Origin of the sequence: Paraburkholderia acidisoli (genome assembly GCF_009789675.1) — a bacterium.
In the GTDB taxonomy this organism is placed as follows: Bacteria; Pseudomonadota; Gammaproteobacteria; order Burkholderiales; family Burkholderiaceae; genus Paraburkholderia; species Paraburkholderia acidisoli.
In genome coordinates this window covers 1,293,336-1,315,264 of record NZ_CP046913.1, presented here as the reverse complement: position 1 = coordinate 1,315,264, position 21,929 = coordinate 1,293,336, and the positions used below count along the sequence as shown (strand labels likewise).

General features: G+C 67.6%; 19 protein-coding genes. 5 read left to right on the top strand and 14 right to left on the bottom strand.

Going from position 1 to position 21,929, the window contains the following annotated elements:
* Window positions 1-20: 20 nt before the first annotated feature.
* The 5 genes from FAZ98_RS05680 to FAZ98_RS05660 all read right to left on the bottom strand — a co-directional run bounded on the left by FAZ98_RS05680 (window position 21) and on the right by FAZ98_RS05660 (window position 4,647).
* Entirely contained in the window at window positions 21-686 is a 666-nt protein-coding gene (locus FAZ98_RS05680) for a site-2 protease family protein (protein WP_158949573.1), read from the bottom strand.
* 109 nt (window positions 687-795) lie between these two features.
* Window positions 796-1,434 carry an L-threonylcarbamoyladenylate synthase gene (locus FAZ98_RS05675; protein ID WP_158949571.1) on the bottom strand — a complete coding sequence of 213 codons (639 nt, stop codon included), beginning with the start codon at window positions 1,432-1,434 and terminating at the stop codon, window positions 796-798.
* 300 nt (window positions 1,435-1,734) lie between these two features.
* Complete coding sequence (locus FAZ98_RS05670; protein WP_158949569.1) at window positions 1,735-2,565, bottom strand: PHP domain-containing protein; 831 nt, start codon at window positions 2,563-2,565, stop codon at window positions 1,735-1,737.
* A gap of 95 nt (window positions 2,566-2,660) precedes the next feature.
* Window positions 2,661-3,545, bottom strand: a complete 885-nt coding sequence (locus FAZ98_RS05665; RefSeq protein ID WP_158949567.1) for an alpha/beta fold hydrolase — start codon at window positions 3,543-3,545, stop codon at window positions 2,661-2,663.
* A 196-nt stretch (window positions 3,546-3,741) separates the two neighbouring features.
* Window positions 3,742-4,647: a ferritin-like domain-containing protein gene (locus FAZ98_RS05660; protein WP_158949565.1), complete on the bottom strand. Its 906-nt coding sequence runs from the start codon at window positions 4,645-4,647 to the stop codon at window positions 3,742-3,744.
* A 205-nt stretch (window positions 4,648-4,852) separates the two neighbouring features.
* On the opposite strand from FAZ98_RS05660, the gene FAZ98_RS05655 reads away from it, so the two are divergent.
* The 3 genes from FAZ98_RS05655 (at window position 4,853) to FAZ98_RS05645 (ending at window position 6,926) form a co-directional block, all read left to right on the top strand.
* Window positions 4,853-5,377, top strand: a complete 525-nt coding sequence (locus FAZ98_RS05655; protein WP_158949563.1) for a gamma carbonic anhydrase family protein — start codon at window positions 4,853-4,855, stop codon at window positions 5,375-5,377.
* A gap of 75 nt (window positions 5,378-5,452) precedes the next feature.
* Entirely contained in the window at window positions 5,453-6,415 is a 963-nt protein-coding gene (hslO, locus tag FAZ98_RS05650; RefSeq protein ID WP_158951886.1) for an Hsp33 family molecular chaperone HslO, read from the top strand.
* 88 nt (window positions 6,416-6,503) lie between these two features.
* Window positions 6,504-6,926, top strand: a complete 423-nt coding sequence (locus FAZ98_RS05645; protein WP_233272671.1) for a hypothetical protein — start codon at window positions 6,504-6,506, stop codon at window positions 6,924-6,926.
* Between the two features lie 124 nt (window positions 6,927-7,050).
* On the opposite strand, the gene ftsB is transcribed toward FAZ98_RS05645, so the two are convergent.
* The 9 genes from ftsB to FAZ98_RS05600 all read right to left on the bottom strand — a co-directional run bounded on the left by ftsB (window position 7,051) and on the right by FAZ98_RS05600 (window position 18,579).
* Complete coding sequence (gene ftsB / locus FAZ98_RS05640) at window positions 7,051-7,473, bottom strand: cell division protein FtsB (protein WP_158949561.1); 423 nt, start codon at window positions 7,471-7,473, stop codon at window positions 7,051-7,053.
* Between the two features lie 102 nt (window positions 7,474-7,575).
* Complete coding sequence (gene eno / locus FAZ98_RS05635) at window positions 7,576-8,859, bottom strand: phosphopyruvate hydratase (RefSeq protein WP_158949559.1); 1,284 nt, start codon at window positions 8,857-8,859, stop codon at window positions 7,576-7,578.
* 411 nt (window positions 8,860-9,270) lie between these two features.
* Entirely contained in the window at window positions 9,271-10,125 is an 855-nt protein-coding gene (gene kdsA, locus FAZ98_RS05630) for a 3-deoxy-8-phosphooctulonate synthase (RefSeq protein ID WP_158949557.1), read from the bottom strand.
* Window positions 10,122-11,783: a CTP synthase gene (locus tag FAZ98_RS05625; protein ID WP_158949555.1), complete on the bottom strand. Its 1,662-nt coding sequence runs from the start codon at window positions 11,781-11,783 to the stop codon at window positions 10,122-10,124. Before FAZ98_RS05625 ends, kdsA begins: the two co-directional genes overlap by 4 nt.
* A 277-nt stretch (window positions 11,784-12,060) precedes the next feature.
* On the bottom strand, window positions 12,061-12,864 hold the full coding sequence (locus FAZ98_RS05620) for an alpha/beta fold hydrolase (RefSeq protein ID WP_158949553.1): 804 nt from the start codon (window positions 12,862-12,864) through the stop codon (window positions 12,061-12,063).
* A 123-nt stretch (window positions 12,865-12,987) separates the two neighbouring features.
* Entirely contained in the window at window positions 12,988-15,729 is a 2,742-nt protein-coding gene (locus FAZ98_RS05615; protein ID WP_158949551.1) for a ComEC/Rec2 family competence protein, read from the bottom strand.
* 45 nt (window positions 15,730-15,774) lie between these two features.
* Window positions 15,775-16,563: a TatD family hydrolase gene (locus FAZ98_RS05610; protein WP_158949549.1), complete on the bottom strand. Its 789-nt coding sequence runs from the start codon at window positions 16,561-16,563 to the stop codon at window positions 15,775-15,777.
* A 26-nt stretch (window positions 16,564-16,589) separates the two neighbouring features.
* On the bottom strand, window positions 16,590-17,333 hold the full coding sequence (lolD, locus tag FAZ98_RS05605) for a lipoprotein-releasing ABC transporter ATP-binding protein LolD (RefSeq protein WP_158949547.1): 744 nt from the start codon (window positions 17,331-17,333) through the stop codon (window positions 16,590-16,592).
* Window positions 17,326-18,579 carry a lipoprotein-releasing ABC transporter permease subunit gene (locus tag FAZ98_RS05600; protein WP_158949545.1) on the bottom strand — a complete coding sequence of 418 codons (1,254 nt, stop codon included), beginning with the start codon at window positions 18,577-18,579 and terminating at the stop codon, window positions 17,326-17,328. Before FAZ98_RS05600 ends, lolD begins: the two co-directional genes overlap by 8 nt.
* A 463-nt stretch (window positions 18,580-19,042) precedes the next feature.
* Between FAZ98_RS05600 and FAZ98_RS05595 the strand changes: the two genes are divergently transcribed.
* Together FAZ98_RS05595 and recJ are read left to right on the top strand one after the other, a co-directional pair.
* The gene (locus tag FAZ98_RS05595) at window positions 19,043-20,155 is read left to right on the top strand and encodes a regulator (RefSeq protein WP_199272300.1); all 1,113 of its coding nucleotides are present in this window, start codon (window positions 19,043-19,045) and stop codon (window positions 20,153-20,155) included.
* A 36-nt stretch (window positions 20,156-20,191) separates the two neighbouring features.
* Complete coding sequence (recJ, locus tag FAZ98_RS05590; RefSeq protein ID WP_158949541.1) at window positions 20,192-21,898, top strand: single-stranded-DNA-specific exonuclease RecJ; 1,707 nt, start codon at window positions 20,192-20,194, stop codon at window positions 21,896-21,898.
* Window positions 21,899-21,929 lie beyond the last annotated feature (31 nt).

The window sequence follows — 21,929 nt, the reverse complement described above, 5'->3', positions numbered from 1 at the left end:
GATGTTATGGAAAGAGCGACTTATGAAAAAAGCGACACAAGGGGGGTGAGAATGGCCGTCACCGCGTCGTAACCTAGACTCACGAGCGGACGCAGCCAGAATCGCGTGAAGACCCCCGTCATGAGCAGGACCATCACGATGATGAAACCATAGGGCTCGAGACGCGACAGCGCAATGCTGGCGCGGGTGGGCAGCAGCGCCGCGAGCACGCGGCCGCCGTCGAGCGGCGGCAACGGAAAGAGGTTCAGCACGCCCAGCACGAGATTCACGCCCACGCCAGCCGCGGCCATGCGCGTGAAGAACGGTTCGTCGATGCCGAGCACCGCCAGCGCCACGCCGAACACGCCCCACACGAGCGCCTGCACGAAGTTGCAGGCCGGGCCCGCCGCCGCGACCCACAGCGTGCCCCAGCGCGGATCGCGCAGGTTGCCGAAGGCGATCGGCACGGGCTTCGCATAGCCGAACACGAACGCGCCGCTGGTCAGGAAATAGAGCACGAGCGGCATCGCGATCGTGCCGATCGGGTCGATATGGCGCATCGGGTTGAAGGACACGCGGCCGAGCACATAGGCCGTGTTGTCACCGAGCAGGCGCGCAACGTAACCGTGCGCGGCTTCGTGCAACGTGATCGCGAAGATCACGGGCAACGCGTAGACGACGATCGTCTGAATGAGATTGGCTTCCATGGCGGGGGCTATTGTATCAATGCGCTACCGGTATTTCGCCCGCGCGCTGTTTCACGGCGCCGCGCGGCGCCTGATTGCGGTTCGGCCGCCGGATCTGCGGCGCGGTGCTTCATGCTTCTTCCGCGGTCAAACCGAACGGCGCCAGCGCGCCCCGCCCCGCGCGCACGAGCACCGGCTCCTCGCCCGTGAGGTCGATGACCGTCGACGGTTCGCACGGGCACGCGCCGCCGTCGATCACGAGATCGACCTGTTTTTCGAGGCGTTCGCGAATCTCCTCGGGGTCGTTGAGCGGTTCGGTGTCGGGCGGCAGGATCAGCGTGGAGGCGAGCAGCGGCTCGCCCAGTTCTTCGAGTATCGCGAGCGGGATCGGATGGCCCGGCACGCGCAGCCCGATCGTCTTGCGCGACGGATGCGAGAGGCGGCGCGGCACTTCCTTGGTCGCGACCAGCACGAACACATACGGCCCCGGCGTCACCGACTTGATGAGCCGGTACTGGCGATTGTCGACCATCGCGAAGTTCGCGAGTTCGGACAGGTCGCGCACCATCAGCGAAAGCAGCGCCTTTTCGTCGAGCCCGCGAATGCGGCGCAAACGCTCGGCGGCGCTTTTATCGTCGATGCGCGCGGCGAGTGCATAGCTCGAATCGGTCGGCAGCGCGATCACGCCGCCGTCGCGAACGATCTCGACGGCCTGTTTGACGAGGCGCGGTTGCGGGTTGTCGGGGTGAAGCCGAAAGAACTGGGACATGGCAGTAATCAGCTGACGAATGGGTACGAACGGTGCGAATGAGCGCGAGCGGTGCGAAGCGCGATGCGAAACGGTACGACGCACGACAACCGGACGGGAAACCGGACAAAACGCGGGACGAAAAGCGCGAGACGCATGCGAACCGGGACGAATGCTCCGCGCCCGGCGCGATCCAGGACGATACGCGAACATCGCAAACGGCGTGCGCCGTATCAACGTCGAAATCGGCAACCTGCAAACGCGTGCGAGAGGTACGACGGCGAGCGATAACGGCCGGCGAAGGTCAAACCCGCGCGCGGCCTACAGCCATCGCTCCCAAACGGGCTTGAGATCGGACGGCAGCGGCGGCAACGTGCCCGGCGCGATGCTGTCCGGGCCCGGCGCGTGGAAGTCCGAGCCGCGCGACGCCTCGAAGCCGAAGCGGCGCGCGACGGCCGCGTACTCGCCGTACTGGTCGGGCGTGTGGCTGCCCGTGACGACTTCGATGGCCTTGCCGCCGAGGTCGATGAATTCGCCGAAGAACGTGTCGAATTCGAGTTGCGTGTAGGCGTAGCGGCCCGGATGCGCGACGATCGCCTCGCCGCCCGCGGTTTTGATCCACGAGATCGCGTCCGCGAGCTTGGCCCAGCGGTGCGAGATGTAGCCCGCCTTGCCGTCGCCGAGCCAGCGGGAAAACGCGTCCTGCGTGTCTTTCGCGCGGCCCGACTCCACCAGAAAGCGCGCGAAGTGCGTGCGCGAGATCAGGTCGGGGTTCGAGACGTACTCGAGCGCGCCCGTGTAGGCGTCGGGAATGCCGAGTTCCTCGAGACGTTCGCCGATCGCTTCCGCGCGGGCGGCGCGGCCATTGCGCGTGCGCGCCAGACCGTCGGCGAGCGCCGCGCAGTCGGGATCGACGTTGAGGCCGACGATGTGCACCGTGCGCGACGCCCACGTGACCGAAATCTCGACGCCGCTCACGTAGCGCATGCCGAGCGCCTCGGCGGTCGCGCGCGCTTCGCGCTGGCCGCCCAGTTCGTCGTGATCGGTGAGCGCCCACAGCCCCACCCCGCCCTGTTTCGCGAGCTGCGCGACGGCAGCCGGCGCGAGCTGGCCGTCGGAGATGGTGGAATGGCAGTGGAGATCGGCGTTCATTGCGGGCGTCTGGGAAGTAAGCGTCCATTTTACTGCAACGCGGCGCGGCCGTTTGACCGGGCCGAGCCCGCCGCCCCACGTCCCGCGTGCGGAAGTCAGGCGCAGAACGCCTCGATCAACTGCGCGATTTCCTCGGGCTGATCGTGATGCACCATGTGCCCCGCGCCTTCGACCACGCGCTCGCGCCAGTCGGGGAACGCCTCGAAGCGCCGCTTGAACTCGCCGACAGGCACCGCGCCCGCCAGCCGCGCGAGCGTTTCCGAGCCGGCCGCCTCCACGTGCAGCACTTTCGCGCGCACCTGCGACCAGATCGCCATGACCTCGTCGGCCTGATAGAGCAAGGGTCCGCGCATCTTGTGCGCGGGATCGGCGAGCAGCACATAACCGCCCTCTGCCGCCGGTTTCGACCAATGCCCGGCGAGAAAGCGCGCACGCGGTTCGATCAGGCGCGGATTGGTCTTCACGAGGCGCGCGGCGACGGCTTCGAGCGACAGATACGGGCGCAACTGCGGCGGCGAACGCAGTTCGTCGAGCCAGCCGGCCACGCGGCGCGGCGCCTGCTGGGCCGTGGTCGCGGGCATGCCGAAGCCTTCGAGATCGACCACCCGGCGCACCCGCTCGGGCCGCACGCCCGCGTAGAGACACACGATATTCGCGCCGAGACTGTGGCCGACGAGATCGACTTCGCCCTCGGGCGCGTAATGCGCGAGCAGCGCGTCGAGATCGGCGAGATAGTCGTGGAACAGGTAGTGGCTCGCGCGCCCTTGCGCGACGGGCCAGTCGGAGAGCCCGAAGCCGCGCAGATCGGGGGCGATCACCTGCCAGCGGTCGCCGAGCGCATCGACGACGAACTGAAACGACGCCGCCACGTCCATCCAGCCGTGCAGCATGAAGAGCGCGGGGGCATCGGGCGCGCCCCAGCGGCGCACGTGCACACGGACGCCGTTGACGTCGACGAATTCGGATCGGGAAAGGTTCATGTGCGCTGCCGCAAAAAAGAATGATCGTTCGATTATAGGAGCAAGTGACGGCCGATGCGCGGCGAATCGCGACGATGCGCAGCGGGATTGGCCGATTCGTGCCGATTCGTGCCGATTAAGTAGCGATGGCGTGGCGACCGGCCGACGGCATGTTCATAAGCGCATGCGCCCGCGGCGACTCGACGCGCCACGCAACTCAGCGCTCAGCGCGATCTTCCGACGGCGCCCCCGCTGCCTTTGCCTCTGCCGCGTCCTGCGCGGCGAGCGCGCTCAACTCCGCTTCGTCGAAGCCCGCCGAACGGCGCGCCTCGAAGTTGAATGGCCCGCGCAGGCGCGGCGCGTGGTACTGCTCGGCGAGCGCGAGCCACGTGGCGTGCGGGTCCACGCCACGCGCATCGCACAGATGGCGGAACCAGTGATTGCCGATGCGCACGTGCCCCACTTCGTCGCGCAGGATGATGTCGAGAATCGCCGCCGAGGCGTTATCGCCGGCCTGCTCGAGGCGCGCGCGGATTGGCGGCGAGGCGTCGAGCCCGCGCGCTTCGAGCACGCGCGGCACGAGCGCCATGCGGGCGAGCACGTCGGCGCTGGTGCGCTCGCACATCTCCCAGAGGCCGTTGTGCGCCGGAAAATCGCCGTAAGCCTGGCCATAGTCGGCGAGGCGCGCGACCAGCAGCGAAAAGTGATACGCCTCCTCCGCCGCGACCTTGAGCCAGTCGGCGTAAAAGGCGTCGGGCATGCCGGGAAAGCGCCAGACCGCGTCGAGCGCGAGATTGATCGCGTTGAACTCGATATGCGCGAGCGCGTGCAGCAGCACGACACGCCCTTGCGGCGTGCTCATGGCGCGGCGCTTCAACTCGCGCGGCTCGACCAGCGGCGGACGCGCCGGGCGCCCCGGCAGCCCTTCGGGCGCGGCCAGGGCGCGCGCGGGCTGCCAGTCCGGCGCGGCATGCTGGGCGAGCGCGTACAACGCGCGCACGGCCTCGGCCTTGGCGCGCGGGTCCTGCTCGCGCAGGGCGTCGAGCGCGGCGGCGCGCCAGCCGGAGGCGGGGGAAACCGCGGGAGAGACGGCGACTGGTGTCGCTTGAGGAACCGGAATCATCGGGACATCGTCGGAAAAAAGCGCAATGGCCAGGCCGCTGCGTGCGTTGGCACCCGGCGAACCAGGCAGGCAACCGTTTACAATACGCGATTCACCTGCTGCACGGGGCCGCGCTCGCCGGGCACGCCCGCGACTTCGGAGCTTCGGGCACCGTGCAGCAGCCGCCCTCGCAGGAACCATCCGCAGGACAAGGAGACGCAATACCGTGGCCATCTACAAGCTTGGCGAAGCTGCCCCGACCATTCACGAAAGCGTGTTCGTCGCCGACAGCGCGACCATCATCGGCAAGGTCGAACTGGCCGAGGAATCGAGCGTCTGGTTCGGCGCGACGCTGCGCGGCGACAACGAGCCGATCCGCATCGGCGCGCGCAGCAATGTCCAGGAAGGCGCGGTTTTGCACACCGACCCCGGCTGCCCGCTCACGGTCGAGGAAAACGTCACGATCGGCCACCAGGCCATGCTGCACGGCTGCACCGTCAAGGCGGGCGCGCTGATCGGGATTCAGGCGGTGGTCTTGAATGGCGCGGTGATCGGCCGCAACTGTCTGGTTGGCGCGGGCGCGGTGGTCACCGAAGGCAAGGTGTTCCCCGACAACTCGCTGATTCTCGGCGCGCCGGCCAAGGTCGTGCGCGAGCTGACCGAGGCCGACATCGCCAATCTCAAACGCAATGCCGACGGTTATGCGGAACGTCGCGAATATTTCAAGGCGCAGCTCGTGCGCATCGGTTGATCGGTTCCGGGGCCTGAAGCCCTCGCCGAAAGCCGCGCGGGCCGCGCCGCCAGGATCGAAATGAAGGAAAAGATTGTGAACGACCAGCTGCAAAAATTCATGTTCAGCGCCGCGCCGGTGCGCGGCGAGATCGTCTCGCTCACCGACACGTGGCAGGAAGTGCTCACGCGCCGCCAGTATCCGCTACCCGTGCGGCAGGTGCTTGGCGAGATGATGGCCGCGTGCTCGCTGCTGTCCGCGAACCTCAAGTTCGACGGCACGCTGATCATGCAGATCTTCGGCGACGGCCCGGTCAGGATGCTGGTCGTGCAGTGCGGCTCGGATCTGTCGATGCGCGGGACCGCGCGGCTCGCAGAGGAATACACGGGCGACAACCCGCTCGCGATCGCCGACGACCTGAACTTCGCCGAGCTCGTGAACCCGAGCGGCAACGGCCGCTGCGTGATCACGCTCGACCCGGCGAGCAAGCAGCCCGGTCAGCAGCCGTATCAGGGCATCGTGCCGCTCAACGGCGAGGACGGCCCGCTCAAGTCGATCGCGGCGGTGCTCGAGCATTACATGCATCACTCCGAACAACTCGACACGCGCATGTGGCTTGCCGCGAACGACGAGCGCGCGGTCGGCATGCTGCTGCAAAAGCTGCCCGGCGACGGCGGTATCGTGCCGCATCAAGGCGAACACGACACCGACACGTGGGAACGCGTGTGCACGCTCGGCGGCACCCTCACGCGCGAGGAAATGCTCGAACAGGATTCGGCCACGCTGTTCCGCCGTCTGTTCTGGCAAGAGAACGTGCGCCACTTCGATCCGGCCACGCCGCGCTTCCAGTGCACGTGCTCGCGCGAGAAGGTCGGCGCGATGCTCAAGATGCTCGGCCGCGACGAAGTCGACAGCGTGATCGAGGAACGCGGTCACGTGGAAATTCACTGCGACTACTGCAATCAGCGCTACGAATTCGACCCGGTCGATGTGGCGCAACTTTTCGCGGCGAACGCGCTCTCAGAAGGTGTCAGCCCGGCGCAGGAACGGCGTCACTGAGTTGGAGCACTGAGTTGCGTCACTCGTACGCGCCGCTCGGGAAGGCGCCTGCCGGGCACACAACGATCGCGCTACGAGGGAGAACAAGATGAAACCCAACCAATGTCACGCCATCGCCTCGCGCGAACGCGCGCCGCGCACGGCCTCGTGGCATGCCGCGGCGCGCGGCGCGGGCGTGCTGGTGGCTGCCGTGTTCGTCGCGGGTTGCACGATGGACCCGCCGGGTCCGTCACCCATCTACAGCCGCCTGCCGCCCAACCAGCCGGGCGCGGCCACCACCGCCACGGCGCCCGCGCTCACGCCCGAACAACGCGCGCGCTATGACGCGATCGACCGTCAGGTGCTCGCCGATCAAGACCAGGCCATCGCCACCGAGGCCGCCGCGCAGGCGTGGTCGCGCGCCTATGCGCCGCCCGTGACCGTGTACGGCGGCTATTCCAGCGGCGGCTGGGGCAGCGGCTGGGGCACGGGCGTCGGTTACGGCTATCCCGGTTGGGGTTGGGGCTGGTAAGGACGTTTCGCCATCAGGCGCGAGGCGTGCCGATTCTGGCGCGGAAAACAAAAAAGCGCGGCTCGCTGCCGCGCTTTTTTCATGGTCGATGCGAAACCCGCGCTCTCGCGGTCGCACCGGACGTTCAGCCCGCCTTCTTCTTCGTTTCCTTGCCGTGCCCGTGCTTCTTCTCCGGCACGCGCGACACCGGGTTCGGCACCACGCGCACCGGCGCCGCCGACATCTCGCCGCGCGTCGACGTGTTCGACGATACGCTCGGCGCGGGTGCCGGCTGGTTCGGCGAAACGAACTGCACGAACACCTCGCCGTCCTTCACCATGCCCATCTCGTAGCGCGCGCGTTCTTCGACGGCCGAGGTGCCGTTCTGCAAATCCTGCACCTCGCCCGCGATGCGCTCGTTACGCAGCTTTTCGTCGTCGTTCTGCTTTTGCTGCTGCGCGAGCTGCTGTTGCAGTTCGTGCACGCGCAGCCAACCCCCATGGCCCCACCAGAGCGGATACTGGATCAGCACGAGCAGGATGATCAGGACGACAGTGACAAGCCGCATGAAAGGTGCCGGATAAATACACGCCGCCCTGCGCTAAAACGCAGGGCGGCGGTGAACAAGAACGAAGTGGGACAGCAAGGCTGCTGCCGGCGTCGGATCCGCTTAACGGAGGTTATAGAACGCCGACTTGCCCGGATAGCTGGCGATATCACCGAGGTCTTCCTCGATACGCAGCAGCTGGTTGTACTTCGAGATGCGGTCGCTGCGCGAGAGCGAACCGGTCTTGATCTGACCGGCGTTCAGGCCGACGGCGATGTCCGCGATCGTCGAGTCTTCGGTTTCGCCCGAGCGGTGCGAGATCACGGCCGTGTAGCCCGCGCGCTTGGCCATTTCGATGGCGGCGAAGGTTTCCGTCAGCGTGCCGATCTGGTTGATCTTGATGAGGATCGAGTTGGCGATGCCCTTCTCGATGCCTTCCTTCAGGATGCGCGTGTTGGTGACGAACAGGTCGTCGCCCACGAGCTGGATCTTCTTGCCGAGTTTTTCCGTGAGCAGCTTCCAGCCGGCCCAGTCCGACTCGTGCATGCCGTCTTCGATCGAGACGATCGGGAACTTGTCGCACAGCGTCGCGAGGTAGTCGGCGAATTCCGACGACGACAGTTGCAGGCCTTCGCCCGCGAGCTGGTACTTGCCGTCGTGGTAGAACTCGCTCGCCGCGCAGTCGAGCGCGAGCAGCACGTCTTCACCGGCGCGATAGCCGGCTTTCTCGATGGCTTGCAGGATCGTCGAAAGGCATTCGTCGTTGCTGCCGAAGTTCGGCGCGAAACCGCCTTCGTCGCCCACGGCCGTGCTCATGCCGCGATCCGAGAGGATCTTCTTGAGCGCGTGGAAAATTTCCGCGCCGCAACGCAGCGCTTCGCGGAACGTCGGCTGGCTCACCGGCACGATCATGAATTCCTGGATGTCCAGGCTGTTGTTCGCGTGCGCGCCGCCGTTGACGATGTTCATCATCGGCACGGGCAGTTGCATCGCGCCCGAACCGCCGAAGTAGCGGTACAGCGGCAGGCCGGCTTCTTCAGCGGCGGCCTTCGCGACGGCCATCGAGACGGCCAGCATCGCGTTCGCGCCGAGACGCGACTTGTTGTCGGTGCCGTCGAGCTCGAGCAGGGTCTTGTCGAGGAAGGCTTGTTCCGACGCGTCGAGGCCCATGATCGCCTCGGAGATTTCGGTGTTGATGTGCTCGACGGCTTTGAGCACGCCCTTGCCGTTGTAGCGGCCGGCTTCGCCGTCGCGCAGTTCGATCGCTTCGCGCGAGCCCGTGGACGCGCCCGACGGCACGGCCGCGCGGCCCATCGTGCCCGACTCGAGCAGCACGTCGCATTCGACGGTGGGATTGCCGCGCGAATCCAGGATCTCGCGACCGATGATATCTACGATTGCACTCATGGTTTCCTCAGGAAATGACAGTAATTCTTGCGCGACCGGCGCCGCCTGCCCTGCTGCCCGCCTCGCCCCTTGTCCGGCGCTGAGCGGCCGGTCACGCGCGGGCTGAGATGTCGTCGCCTGCAACGCGTGGCGCGCAGGGAACGGAAAGCGCGGTCGTCGGGTTCATGTCGCAGCGCGCCGGGCTGCCGTTCGACGGCTACCCACGCGCTGCCACGCTGCCTTCTACATCATGCGCGGCGTGCAAGTCATGGTACGCACGGGACGATGCCGCTTCGTGACATCGGTGCGCGTGACGCGCGGACTTGCCCGGGAGTTGCCCACCACCGCGCGGCTCCTCCATCGCGCCGCCCGTGCAACCGAAGCGGCGCGTACTGCATGGGTACTACCCAGGGTACAACCAGGATGACAGCTTCAGTTGAAGTCGTTCTCGAGGAACGGCGTGCGCTTGACCGCCTGGTCGAGCGTCACGAGCGTTTCGAGCAGATCCGCCATGCGGCCGAGCGGCACCGCGTTCGGACCGTCGGATTTCGCTTCCGCGGGGTTCGGGTGCGTCTCCATGAAGAGACCCGAAACGCCCGTGGCCACGGCCGCGCGCGCGAGCACCGGCACGAATTCGCGCTGGCCGCCCGAGCTGGTGCCCTGCCCGCCCGGCAACTGCACCGAGTGGGTCGCGTCGAACACGACCGGCGCGGCGGTCTCGCGCATGATGGCGAGCGAGCGCATGTCCGAAACCAGGTTGTTGTAGCCGAACGAGACGCCGCGCTCGCACGCCATGAAGCGGTCTTCGGAAAGACCCGCTTCACGCGCCGCGTTGCGCGCCTTGTCGATCACATTCTTCATGTCGTGCGGCGCGAGGAACTGGCCTTTCTTGATGTTCACCGGCTTGCCCGAACGCGCGCAAGCGTGGATGAAGTCGGTCTGACGGCACAGGAACGCGGGCGTTTGCAGCACGTCCACAACCGCCGCGACCGGTTCGATCTCTTCTTCCGTGTGCACGTCGGTGAGCACGGGCAGGCCGAGCTGACGCTTCACTTCCGAAAGAATGCGCAGACCTTCGTCCATGCCCGGACCGCGGAACGACTTGCCGCTCGAACGGTTCGCCTTGTCGAACGACGACTTGTAGATGAACGGAATGCCGAGCTTCGACGTGATCTCTTTGAGACGGCCGGCGACGTCGATCGTCATTTGCTCCGACTCGACGACGCAGGTGCCCGCGATCAGGAAGAACGGCTTGTCGAGACCAATCTCGAAACCGCACAGGTTCATGCTTTCTCCTCGGCGCGCGACTGCTGGTGCGCGAGCGCCGCTTCGACATACGCCTTGAAGAGCGGATGGCCGTCACGCGGCGTGGACGTGAATTCCGGGTGGAACTGCACGCCGACGAACCACGGGTGCATCTCGCGCGGCAGTTCCATCATTTCCGGCAGGTCTTCGCTCGGGGTACGGGCGCTGATGATAAGGCCGCCCGCTTCGAGCTTGGGCACGTAGCCGTTATTGACTTCATAACGGTGACGGTGACGCTCGTTCACATCCTTGCCGTAGATTTCCGATGCGAGCGTGCCGGGCTTGATCGGGCAGCGCTGCGAACCGAGCCGCATCGTGCCGCCGAGGTCCGAATCTTCGCTGCGCTTTTCGACCTTGCCTTCGCGGTCGGCCCATTCGGTGATGAGCGCGACCACGCGGTCGGGCGTGTCCGGATCGAATTCCGTGCTGTTCGCGTGCTTCAGGCCCACCACGTCGCGCGCGAATTCGATCACCGCGAGCTGCATGCCGAGGCAGATGCCGAGATACGGCACCTTCGCTTCGCGAGCGTACTGGATGGCCTTGATCTTGCCTTCGGTGCCGCGACGGCCGAAACCGCCCGGCACGAGAATCGCGTCGAGATGCTTGAGGCTGTCCACGCCCTGTTCGTCGATCTGCTCCGAATCGAGATACTCGATGTTGACCTTGGTCGACGTCTTGATCGACGCATGGCGCAGCGCTTCGATGAGCGACTTGTACGACTCGGTCAGGTCGACGTACTTGCCGACCATGCCGATGGTGACTTCGTGCTCCGGATGCTCGAGCTTCTCGACCATTTGCGACCACACGGTCAGGTCGGCCGGCTTGGCGGAGAGCTTCAGCTCGTCGCAGACGATCGAGTCGAGACCCTGATCGTGCAGCATTTGCGGAATCTTGTAGATGCTGTCGGCGTCCCACACCGAAATGACGGCGTCTTCGGGGACGTTCGAGAACATCGAGATCTTGGCGCGCTCGTCGTCGGGAATGCGACGGTCGGCGCGGCACAGCAGCACGTTCGGATAGATACCGATTTCGCGCAGCTTCTGCACGCTGTGCTGCGTGGGCTTGGTCTTGAGTTCGCCCGCCGTGGCGATGAACGGCACCAGCGTGAGGTGCACGAAGCACGCGCTGTTGCGGCCGAGGCGCAGGCTCATCTGACGCGCGGCTTCGAGGAACGGCAGCGATTCGATGTCACCCACCGTACCGCCCACTTCGACGATCGCCACGTCGGGCTCGCCGCAGGTGGCCGAGGCCGCGCCACGCTCGACGAACGCCTGGATTTCGTTCGTGATGTGCGGAATGACCTGCACGGTCTTGCCCAGATAGTCGCCGCGGCGTTCCTTGCGGATCACCGATTCGTAGATCTGGCCCGTGGTGAAGTTGTTGGCCTTGCGCATCTTCGTGGAGATGAAGCGCTCATAGTGGCCGAGGTCGAGGTCGGTTTCCGCTCCGTCTTCCGTTACGAACACTTCGCCGTGTTGAAACGGGCTCATCGTGCCGGGGTCGACGTTGATGTAGGGATCGAGCTTGAGGAGGGTGACTTTGAGACCGCGCGATTCGAGGATCGCGGCGAGGGAGGCGGCGGCAATACCCTTGCCGAGGGAGGAAACTACGCCGCCGGTGACGAAAACATATTTGGTCATCGCTGAATGCTCGCGGGAAAAACGGATTATACCTGAAAGCAAGGGCTAACCCTGAATTTTGCTCGCGCGTTGCGCGAGGTGCGATGGCGCTTGACTTCGGTCCTGCGATACCGGCAGGAGGCGCTCATCGAGCCGCGTGGCGGCGGCTCGCAGCGCGTGCGGGGCGGGCGATCCGGTCACGCTCGAGCCGCCCTTCTGGCCCGATGCCGGCCAGACGCTGGCCAGACGAATGACGCGACGGGATAGCGAGATTCGGAGCGATCAACGGGCGCCGCGCTCAGGCGCCGTTTTCCATTGCGTAAAGCAGGCGTTGCACGGCGCGCGCGGTGTCGATGGGCCGCTCCATCGGATAGAGATGGCTGCCTTCCATCCACTCGAAACGCTCGCCCGCGATCCGCCGCGTGGCGTCGAGACCGACCTGACGCACTTCGCGCGAGCGCGTGCCCGCGATGAAGCTCACCGGCACCGGCGCCCCGTGCACGAGACGCGCGCCCAACGTGTGCGGCAACGTGCGATAGATCTGATATTCGATCTGCCGATCGAACGCGAGCGTGCGCGTGCCGTCGGGCGAAGTTTGCGGCATGCCGAAGTCGATATAGTCGGACAACACGCGCTCGTCCCAGCGCGCGAACGCGGGCTTCGAGTGAAAGTGGCGCCATGCCTCGTCGCGGCTCGACCAGCTCGTGCGGCGCTTGCGCGTGGCGGCGGCCGGCGAGAGCCGTTCGTCCAGCCCAGTCCATTGCGTCATGCGCAGCAGGCTGCTGCGCCAGCCCGCGATCACGGGCGAGTCGAGCATCACCACGCCCCGCACCCATTGCGGCTTCCTGAGCGCCGCCATCAGCGAAAGATAGCCGCCGAGCGAATGCCCGACGAGCCACACCGGTTCTTCATAGCGGCGGCCGATATCGTCGATGAGCTGTTCGACCAGATGCGGCCAGTCGCGCGTGACCGGGAAGCGCGCGTCGTGCCCGATGCGCTCGATATGGCGCAGCTCGTAGGTGTCGCCGAGTTCCGCGAAGAAGGTCCGGTACGTGGACGCCGGAAAGCCGTTCGCGTGCGAGAAGTGAATGACGTTTTTCAAGGGCGCGCTGTCTCTCTGTTTTTGCGTTGTGTTTTTCGCGTTGGGCGGGGGCGTGAGCTTTTTCTCTGCCGATGCCGCGAGTCGATCACCGCCGTGCCACACGTTAATCGACATCAATCCGCATCAATTGACGTCGGGCGCGCGCGGATCCATCCAGTAGCGCCGCGCGTGCTCGCGAAAGCGTTCCACGCCGATCGCTCCCGCCCGCGCCTCGATACGCACGGCGCCATCCGTGTCGCTGCGCGCCAGCACGATGTGGCGCGCGGCATAACGCGCGTACACGCCCGGATTCGGGTGATGAAATCGATTGAGGAAGCCTACCTGAAATACGGCGACCAGCGGCCAAACGGAATCGAGGAACGGTTCAGTCGACGAGGTGCGGCTGCCGTGGTGCGGCACGATTAGGACCTGCGCGCGCAGCCGTTCGGGTGCGCGCGCGAGCAGCGTGCGCTCGACGTTCGCTTCGATGTCGGCGGCGATCAGCGCCGTGACGGGTTCGCCTGCCGGTTCGCCTGCGGGTTCGTCACCGCGCGCGTCCGGCCCATCCGGCAATTCCGCCGCGCTCGTCACGCGCAGCACGCAGCAATGCCCGTTCGGCTTGCCCGCGAGCGGTCCCGGATCGGGCCAGAGCACCTCGAAACCCACGCCGTCCCATTGCCAGCGCTGCCCCGCCGCGCATTGCACGCGCCGCGCGCCCTGCTCTTGCGCCTTCGCCCACAACGGATGGGCACGCGCGATGCCCGCCACAAAGGTGTCCACGCGAATCGCATCGAGCACGGCCGGCGCGCCGCCCGAATGATCGGAGTCGTCGTGGCTGATCATCAGCGTGTCGAGCCGTTGCACGCCATGCGCCTGCAAATACGGCACGACGATGCGCTCGCCCGCGTGGGTGGACTCGGGACCGGGTCCCGCGTCGAACAGCAGCGTGTGGTGCGCCGTCTCGACCAGCACCGAGGTGCCCTGCCCGATGTCGAGCGCCGTGAGCCGGAACGCGCCCGGCGGCGGGCCGCCCGGCGCGGGGATCACGAGCGGAAGCCATGTGAAAGGGGCGAGCCAGCGCAGCGGCCAGCCGCGCGGCGCGAGCAACCAGGCCACGCCCACCGCCGCGCAGACGAGCGGCCACGCGCCCGGTTGCGGCAAGCGCAGCACGGCGCCCGGCAGGTCGGCGAAGGCGCCGAGCGCCTGCATCATCACGCTGATGAAACGATGCGCGGCGTGCAGCGCGTACGCGTCGAGCGGCGCGGGCAAGGCGGCGCTCGTCAGGACCGTGGGCGTGACGAGCATGCTCACCCACGGAATCGCGAAGGCGTTCGCGAATGGGCCGATCAGCGGAATCTGGCCGAACCAGTACGCCGTGAGCGGGGCGAGCGCGACGGTCACGGCCCATTGGACGCGGGCGCTGTCCGCCACGCGCGCGCGCCAGCGTTGCGCACCGGCGCGCCAACCACCGCGGGGCGCGAAGACCGCGCGCAATCGTTCACGCAGGCCGCGCGGTTCGCGCACTGCCCGGGAAACGGACGCCGTGGCGTCGTCCTTGTCGCGCATCGGGTTCGCGAAGTCCTCGTCCGGCATCCGGTCGGGCGCGTCGCGACGGACGCGCGGCACGCCCGTCGCCGCATAGAGGATCGCCGCGACGGCGCCGAACGAGAGCCAGAAACCGGCGGCCGTGACCGCCCACGGATCGCGCAGCAGCACGAGCCCGAGCGCCCACGCGAGAATGGTCGCGCGATCGATCGCGCGACCCGCGAACAGCGCGAGCGCCGCCACCGCCAGCATGCCGAGCGCGCGCTGCACCGGCACGTTGAATCCCGCCAGCGCCGCGTAGAGCGCCGCCGCGACGAGCGCGCCCGCGAGCGCGACCCGTTGCGCCGGGAGGAACAGCGGCGCGGGCACGCCGCGCCAGCGCGCACGCCGCCAGAGTGCGCCCGCGGCCCAGCCCGCGAGTCCCGCGACGAAGGCCAGATGCAGCCCGGAAATCGCCACCAGATGACTCGTGCCCGTGTTGCGCATGAGCCGCCAGTCCGCGTCGCTCACGGCGTCCTGCGCGCCCGTGGCGAGCGCGATCACGATGCCGCGATGCGGCGCCTGCCCCAGCACCGCGTCGATCCGCGCCCGCAGCGCCGCGCGCCGCCGTTCGATGCGCACGCCGAAGCCGCCCGCATCGGGGGCGAGTCGCGTGGCGTGTTGGGGATCGCTGATGTAACCGGTCGCGCGCACCCCACGCGCGAGCAGCGCGGCTTCGCTGTCGCGCAAACCGAAATTGCCGTTGCCGTGCGGCCGCTTGAGCCGCACCGTCAAGCGCCAGCGCGCGCCGGGCACGAGCGGCGGCAACGGCGCGTCGCGCGGCACCCACGACAACTGGATTAAATGCGGCAAAGGCGTTGCCGCACCGCGACCGCCCCACGATTCGACGTGAAAGAGAAAGCTCGCGCCGCCTTCGGCGTCGTTCTTACCATCGTTCTTACTGTAGGCAGGCAGGCTTGCGATATAGCCCGTGACATCGACATCGCGCGTTTGCCACGCAACCGGCAGCGCTTCGGCGAGACGGATCTCGGCGCGCCAGGCGGCATAGCCGAAACCCGCGCAGGCGGCCGCGAGCCAGACCGCCGCCCAGCCGCTCGCGACACGCCAACGCGCGCCGCTGGCTTTGAAACGCGTGGAGAGATTCGCAGCGGTATCGGCGGCTACGTCGTCGGAGCCATCGCCGCGATCGTCGAGCAACGCGCCGCGCAATGCAAGCGCGGCCCACGCCATCGCCAGCACGCCGGCGAAGCCCAGCGCCAGCCAACAACGCCAGCCCGGCAACGCCGCCTGTTGCTGCAACACGATCACGCCCAGCGCAAACCCGCACCACACCGCCCGCATTCCGCCTCCTTCGCATGAGGCAGCACTGCACCGCCTTGTCGACGATTATGCGGAGGAAAGCGCCAGCCGCGGCAGCGCGGCCGCAGCGTTAGCCGTTGTGCCAAGGGCGAGTTCCTCGGGCCTCAAGCCGCGCAAGCCCGCGAGCACGGCGCCGATGCGCGGCACCTGATCCGGCGTATTGCGCTCGCGATAAAGCCAGGACGGCGCGATGTCGGGCGCGTCGGTTTCCATCACGATCGCCTCGAGCGGCAGTTGCTCGGCGAGACGACGGATCTGCAGCGAGCGCTCGAAGGTCGTGTTGCCGCCGAAACCCAGATGCATGCCGTGCTCGATGAACGCGCGCGCCTGCTGAAAGCTGCCGTTGAACGCGTGCGCGATGCCGGTCTTCACGCCGTTGCGGCGCAAGCCCGCGAGCACGCGATCCTGCGACTTGCGCACGTGACAAATGGCAGGCAGATCGAACTCGCGCGCGAGCCGCAATTGGGCTTCGTAGAAGTGCTCTTGACGTGCCGCGTCGAGGCCCGGCACGAAATAGTCGAGGCCGATTTCGCCGATGCCGATGAAGCGCGGGTCGTCGAGACTCGCCGCGATTTCCGCGCGCAGCACGTCAATGTCCTCGTCGCGGGCGTGCGGCGTGTAGAGCGGATGAATGCCGAGCGCGTACACGGCGCCCGTGGTGCGATGCGCGAGCGCACGCACGGTCGCGAAGTTCTCGCGCGCCACGGCCGGAATCACGATGCGCGACACGCCTGCCGCCAGCGCCGCAGCCGCGACCGCGTCGCGGTCCGCGTCGAATTCGCCGGCGTCGAGATGACAGTGCGTGTCGATCCACATGATTCGCGTGGCCTCGTCGAGCGTCCTCAGTCCTGCGCCTGGAACGGCACGACCGGCTCTTCATGCACCGTGCCGTCGCGCAAACGCACGATACGGTCGCAGCGCGCCGCGAGTTCGGTGTCGTGCGTGACGATCACGAAGCTCGTTTCGAACTGGTCGGAGAGTTCGAGCATCAGGTTGAAGACGTTGTCGGCGGTGCTGCCGTCGAGATTGCCCGTGGGTTCGTCGGCGAGCACGCAGGCCGGCTTCGTCACGAGCGCGCGCGCAATGGCCACGCGCTGACGCTCGCCGCCCGACAATTCGCCCGGACGGTGCCGCGCGCGATGCGCAAGACCCACGCGATCGAGAATGGCGAGCGCTTCCGCGCGCGCCGCTTCCTGCGGCATGCGGCGAATGCGCAGCGGCATCGCCACGTTGTCGAGCGCCGAGAATTCCGGCAGCAAATGATGGAACTGGTAGACGAAGCCCAGCGCGCGGTTGCGCAGGTCGTTGCGCTCGCGCTCGGAGAGTTCGGTGAACGGCTTGCCGAGCAGCGAGACCTTGCCCGCGCCGGGTTCGTCGAGACCGCCCAGCACGTGCAGCAACGTGCTCTTGCCCGAGCCCGACGCGCCCACGATAGCGAGTTTCTCGCCGCGCTTCACCTTGAGTTCGGTGTCGTGCAGCACCTGCACGGAGAGCGTGCCCTGGCCGAAGACCTTGGAGATGCCGTGCGCTTCGAGCACGTAAGGATGATCGCTGGACATAAGCTGATTCGATTGACGGTCATTCATAACGCAGCGCCTCCGCCGGACGCACCTTGGCCGCGCGCCAGCTCGGATACAGCGTGGCGAGCGCGGACAGCACGAAGGCGATCAGGCCGATACGGATCACGTCGCCGGGCACGAGTTCGGAAGGCAGCTCGCTGATGAAGTAGACCGAAGGCGGCAGGAACTGCACGCCGAGCAGGTGTTCGATCATCGGCACGAGCCACGGAATGCTCCACGCGATCAGGCAGCCGAGCGCGACGCCGATCGCCGTGCCCACGAAGCCGATCGTCACGCCCTGCACCACGAAGATCTTCATGATCGAGCCGGGCTGCGCGCCGAGCGTGCGCAGGATCGCGATGTCGGCCTGCTTGTTGGTGACAGTCATCACCAGCGACGAAACCAGGTTGAACGCCGCGACCGCGATGATGAGCGTGAGGATGATGAACATCATGCGCTTTTCGATCTGCACGGCCGAGAACCAGGTCTTGTTCTGCTGCGTCCAGTCGCGAATATAGAGGTCGCCCGAGAGCGTGTGCACGAGTTGCCGCGCCACGGCGGGCGCCTTCTGCATGTCCTTGAGCCGCAAGCGCACGCCGCTCGGCGCGCCGAGCCGGTACAGCACTTCGGCGTCGCGGATGTTGGTGAGCGCGAGCGTGCTGTCGTACTCGTAATGGCCCGATTCGAACACACCCACCACGGTGAACTGCTTCAGGCGCGGCAACATGCCGGCCGGCGTGATCGAGCCTTCGGGCGCGACCAGCGTGACCTTGTCGCCCACCGTCACACCGAGATTGATGGCGAGGTCGCCACCGAGCACGATGCCGAAGCTGCCCGGCGTGAGATTGTTGAGGCTGCCCGCCTTCATCTCCTTGCCGATGTCCGACACCTGCGGCTCTTCCGAGGGCTCGACGCCGCGCAACTGCACGCCGTTCACGCTGTCGCCGCGCGTGAGCAGCGCCTGGGCGTCCACGTAGGGTGCCGCGCCGATCACCTCGGGGTTGGTCTTGGCTTCCTTCGCGGTGAGCTGCCAGTCGGGCATGGTGCCCGTGGGCGAGAAAACTTCGATGTGCGCGAGCACCGAGAGCATGCGGTCGCGCACATCGCGCTGGAAGCCGTTCATCACCGAGAGCACGACGATCAGCGCCGCGACGCCGAGCGCGATGCCCGACATCGAGATGAGCGCGATGAACGAGATGAAACCGTTGCCGGTCGTGCGCTTGCCGGCGCGCGTGTAGCGCCAGCCTATCTGCCATTCGTAGGGAAGTTTCAAGCGAATCCTTTATGCGTCTTCGTGGCGGCCCGGCGGCCCGGCGCTCCGGCGGTCCGGCGGTCCGGCGCTGCTCGCGCTAACTGTCTGCGCTCACTGCGCGATTGGCGTGTGTCGCAGGGCGGCGCCGGGTGCGAACTGCGGCGTCGCCTGAGCGAATATCGTGCCGGGTCCGGTGTCGATCAAGCGCGAAGTTTGCCACACTGTCGGCGCTAGACGGACTTTCGCACGGTTTTCCGTGTTCCGCCGGGGTCTCGCGGGCGTGCCGTCGGGCGCGCCGGTTGGCCGCAGGTGGTGCGTCGATACTGCGCGCCGCCCGTCGCGGCAGCGGCGCGCCCTACGCTTCGAGCGGGATGACGCCGACAAAGTGCCCGTCCGCGCGCGGCTCCGGTCACGCCGCCGCGGCTGAATCACCTCGACCCGCGCGCCGCGGACCGCGCCCGCGAGCCACGTGCGCCGAAGTACAATGCGCTCCATGCCCGCCGACCGACTTCATCTTCTCGTCCCCTTCGCCTTGCCGCCCGCGGCCATCGCCTCCACGGCGCTTTCGGGCCTCGACTATCCGGCCCTCGCGAAACTCGCGGCGCGCGCCACGCTCGGCGAACAGGTGATCGGCGAAGACTTCCAGCGCACGCTGCCGCACGAGCGCTGGGTCGCCCGGCAGTTCGGCGTGCTGGCGGCCAGCGCCGGTGCGAACGCCGCCGGGGCCGCGCCGGACGAAGCGCCGCTCGCGCCCTACATGCTGCTCGCCGACGGCGGCGCGCCCGGCGACGCCACGTGGGCCTGCATCCAGCCCGTGCACGTGCGCATCGCGCATGACCATCTCGTGCTGATCGATCCGGCCGCGCTCGAACTCACCGATAGCGACGCCGCCACGCTCTACGAGGTGGCCCGGCCGCTGATCGAAGAACTGGGCGTGCGCATCGTCGCGCCCGCGCCGCAGCGCTGGTATGTCTCGAGCGAGCAGTTCGGCACGCTCGCGGGCGCGTCGCCGTTGCGCGCAAGCGGGCGCAACATCGAAATCTGGCTGCCGCACGAAGCGCAGTCGGGCCAGCGCTCGCGCCCGTGGATGAAGGTGCAGAACGAGGTGCAGATGGCCTGGTTCGAGCATGCCGTGAACGAAGCGCGCGAGGCGCGCGGCTTGCCCGCCGTCAACTCGATCTGGTTTCACGCCCAGGGCGCGTTGCGCGCCGTCGCGAGCCCGTTCGCCCGGGTGCGCTCGGACGCCGCCGCCACGCGCGGCCTCGCGCTCGCCGCGAAAGCCGAGGTCGGCCCCGCGCCCGCCACGTTCCAGGCGTTCGCCAACGCCGCCACGACCACGGCGGGCGCCGCCCTCGTCGAACTCGATCCGTTTTCGGCCGCGTTCATCCAGCAGGACTGGGGCCGCTGGAACGCGGCCTTCGCGCAGCTCGAGCAGGACTGGTTCTCGCCCGCGCTCGCGGCGCTCGAAGCGGGCGCGCTCGGCGCGCTCGATCTCACGCTATGCGGCGACACGGGCTCGGTCACGCTGTCCGTCACGCGCGGCGATCTGCGCAAGTTCTGGCGCCGCCGCCCGTTCGCGTCGCTGTTCATCGAATAAGCCCATCCGCATGACTTCTCTCTTAAGCCGTTCAGCATGACCCGAATCGTCACCCGCGCCTGCTCCCCCGCCGACACCGAAGCGCTCGTGCGCCACGGCCTGCATCCCGTGCTCGCCCGCCTGTACGCCTCGCGCGGCGTCTGCGAACCGGTCGAAATCGAAACCGGCCTCGCCCGCCTGATCCCGCCCGCGAGCATGAAGGGACTCGAAGACGCCGCCGTGCTGCTCGCCGACGCCCTCGAAGCGGACTGCCGCATGCTGGTGGTCGCCGACTACGACTGCGACGGCGCGACCGCCTGCGCCGTGGCCGTGCGCGGCCTGCGCATGTTCGGCGCGCAGATCGACTATCTCGTGCCCAACCGCTTCGAGTACGGCTACGGCCTCACGCCCGAAATCGTCGCGCTCGCCGCGCAGCGCAAAGGCGGGCCGCCCGACGTGCTGATCACCGTCGATAACGGCATCGCCAGCGTGGAAGGCGTCGAAGCCGCCAACGAACTCGGCATCGAAGTGCTCGTGACCGACCACCACCTGCCCGGCGACACGCTGCCCGACGCGCGCGCCATCGTCAATCCGAACCAGCCGGGCTGCGAGTTCCCGAGCAAGTGCATCGCGGGCGTGGGCGTGATGTTCTACACGCTGCTCGCGCTGCGCGCCGAGTTGCGCCAGCGCGGCGCGTTCGCCGACGGCAAGCCCGAACCGCGCCTGGACGGCCTGCTCGACCTGGTCGCGCTCGGCACCGTGGCCGACGTCGTGAAGCTCGACGGCAATAACCGCGTGCTCGTCGCGCAAGGCTTGCAGCGCATTCGTAACGGCCGCATGCAACCGGGTATCGCCGCGCTGTTTCGCGCCGCGGCGCGCGAGGCGAAAAGCGCGTCGGGATTCGATCTCGGCTTCGCGCTCGGGCCGCGCCTGAACGCGGCAGGCCGGCTCTCGGACATGTCGCTCGGGATCGAATGCCTGACCACCGACGACGTGGGCCGCGCGTGGGAACTCGCGCAGCAGCTCGACGGCATGAACCGCGAGCGCCGCGAAATCGAGGCGGGCATGCAGCAGCAGGCGCTGGCCGATCTCGCCGATGTCGACCCGCAAGGCAAGGCCACGCTCACGCTCTTCAACGAAGGCTGGCATCAGGGCGTGATCGGGATCGTCGCGGGACGGCTCAAGGAACGCTTCCATCGCCCCTCCTTCACGTTCGCGCCCGCCGACGACGACGGCGAACTCGTGAAAGGCTCGGGCCGCTCGATCCCCGGTTTCCATCTGCGCGACGCCGTCGACCTGATCTCGAAGCGCGAGCCGGGTCTCATCCACAAGTTCGGCGGCCACGCCATGGCCGCGGGCATGACGATCGCCGCCGCCGACGTGCCGCGCTTCGCCGAAGCCTTCGAGCGCGTGGGCCGCGAGTGGCTCACCGAAGAAGCGCTCGCCCGCACCGTGGAAACCGACGGCGATCTCGAAGACGCCTATTTCACGCCCGATTTCGTCGAAATGCTCGACGCGGCCGTGTGGGGCCAGGGCTTCCCGGCGCCGGTGTTCGCGGGCGAATTCGAGGTGGCCTCGCAGGCGCTCGTCAAGGACAAACACCTGAAACTCCAACTGCTGCGCGGCCGCCAGCGCTTCAACGCGATCTGGTTCAATCACACCGAGTCGCTGCCGCAGCACACCACCATCGCGTACCGCCTCGTGCGCGACACGTGGAACGGCGTGTCGCGCGTGCAGCTCGTCGTGGAGCACGCGGCGCTCTGAGCGCGCGCGTCGTGCGCCGGCACACGCGGCG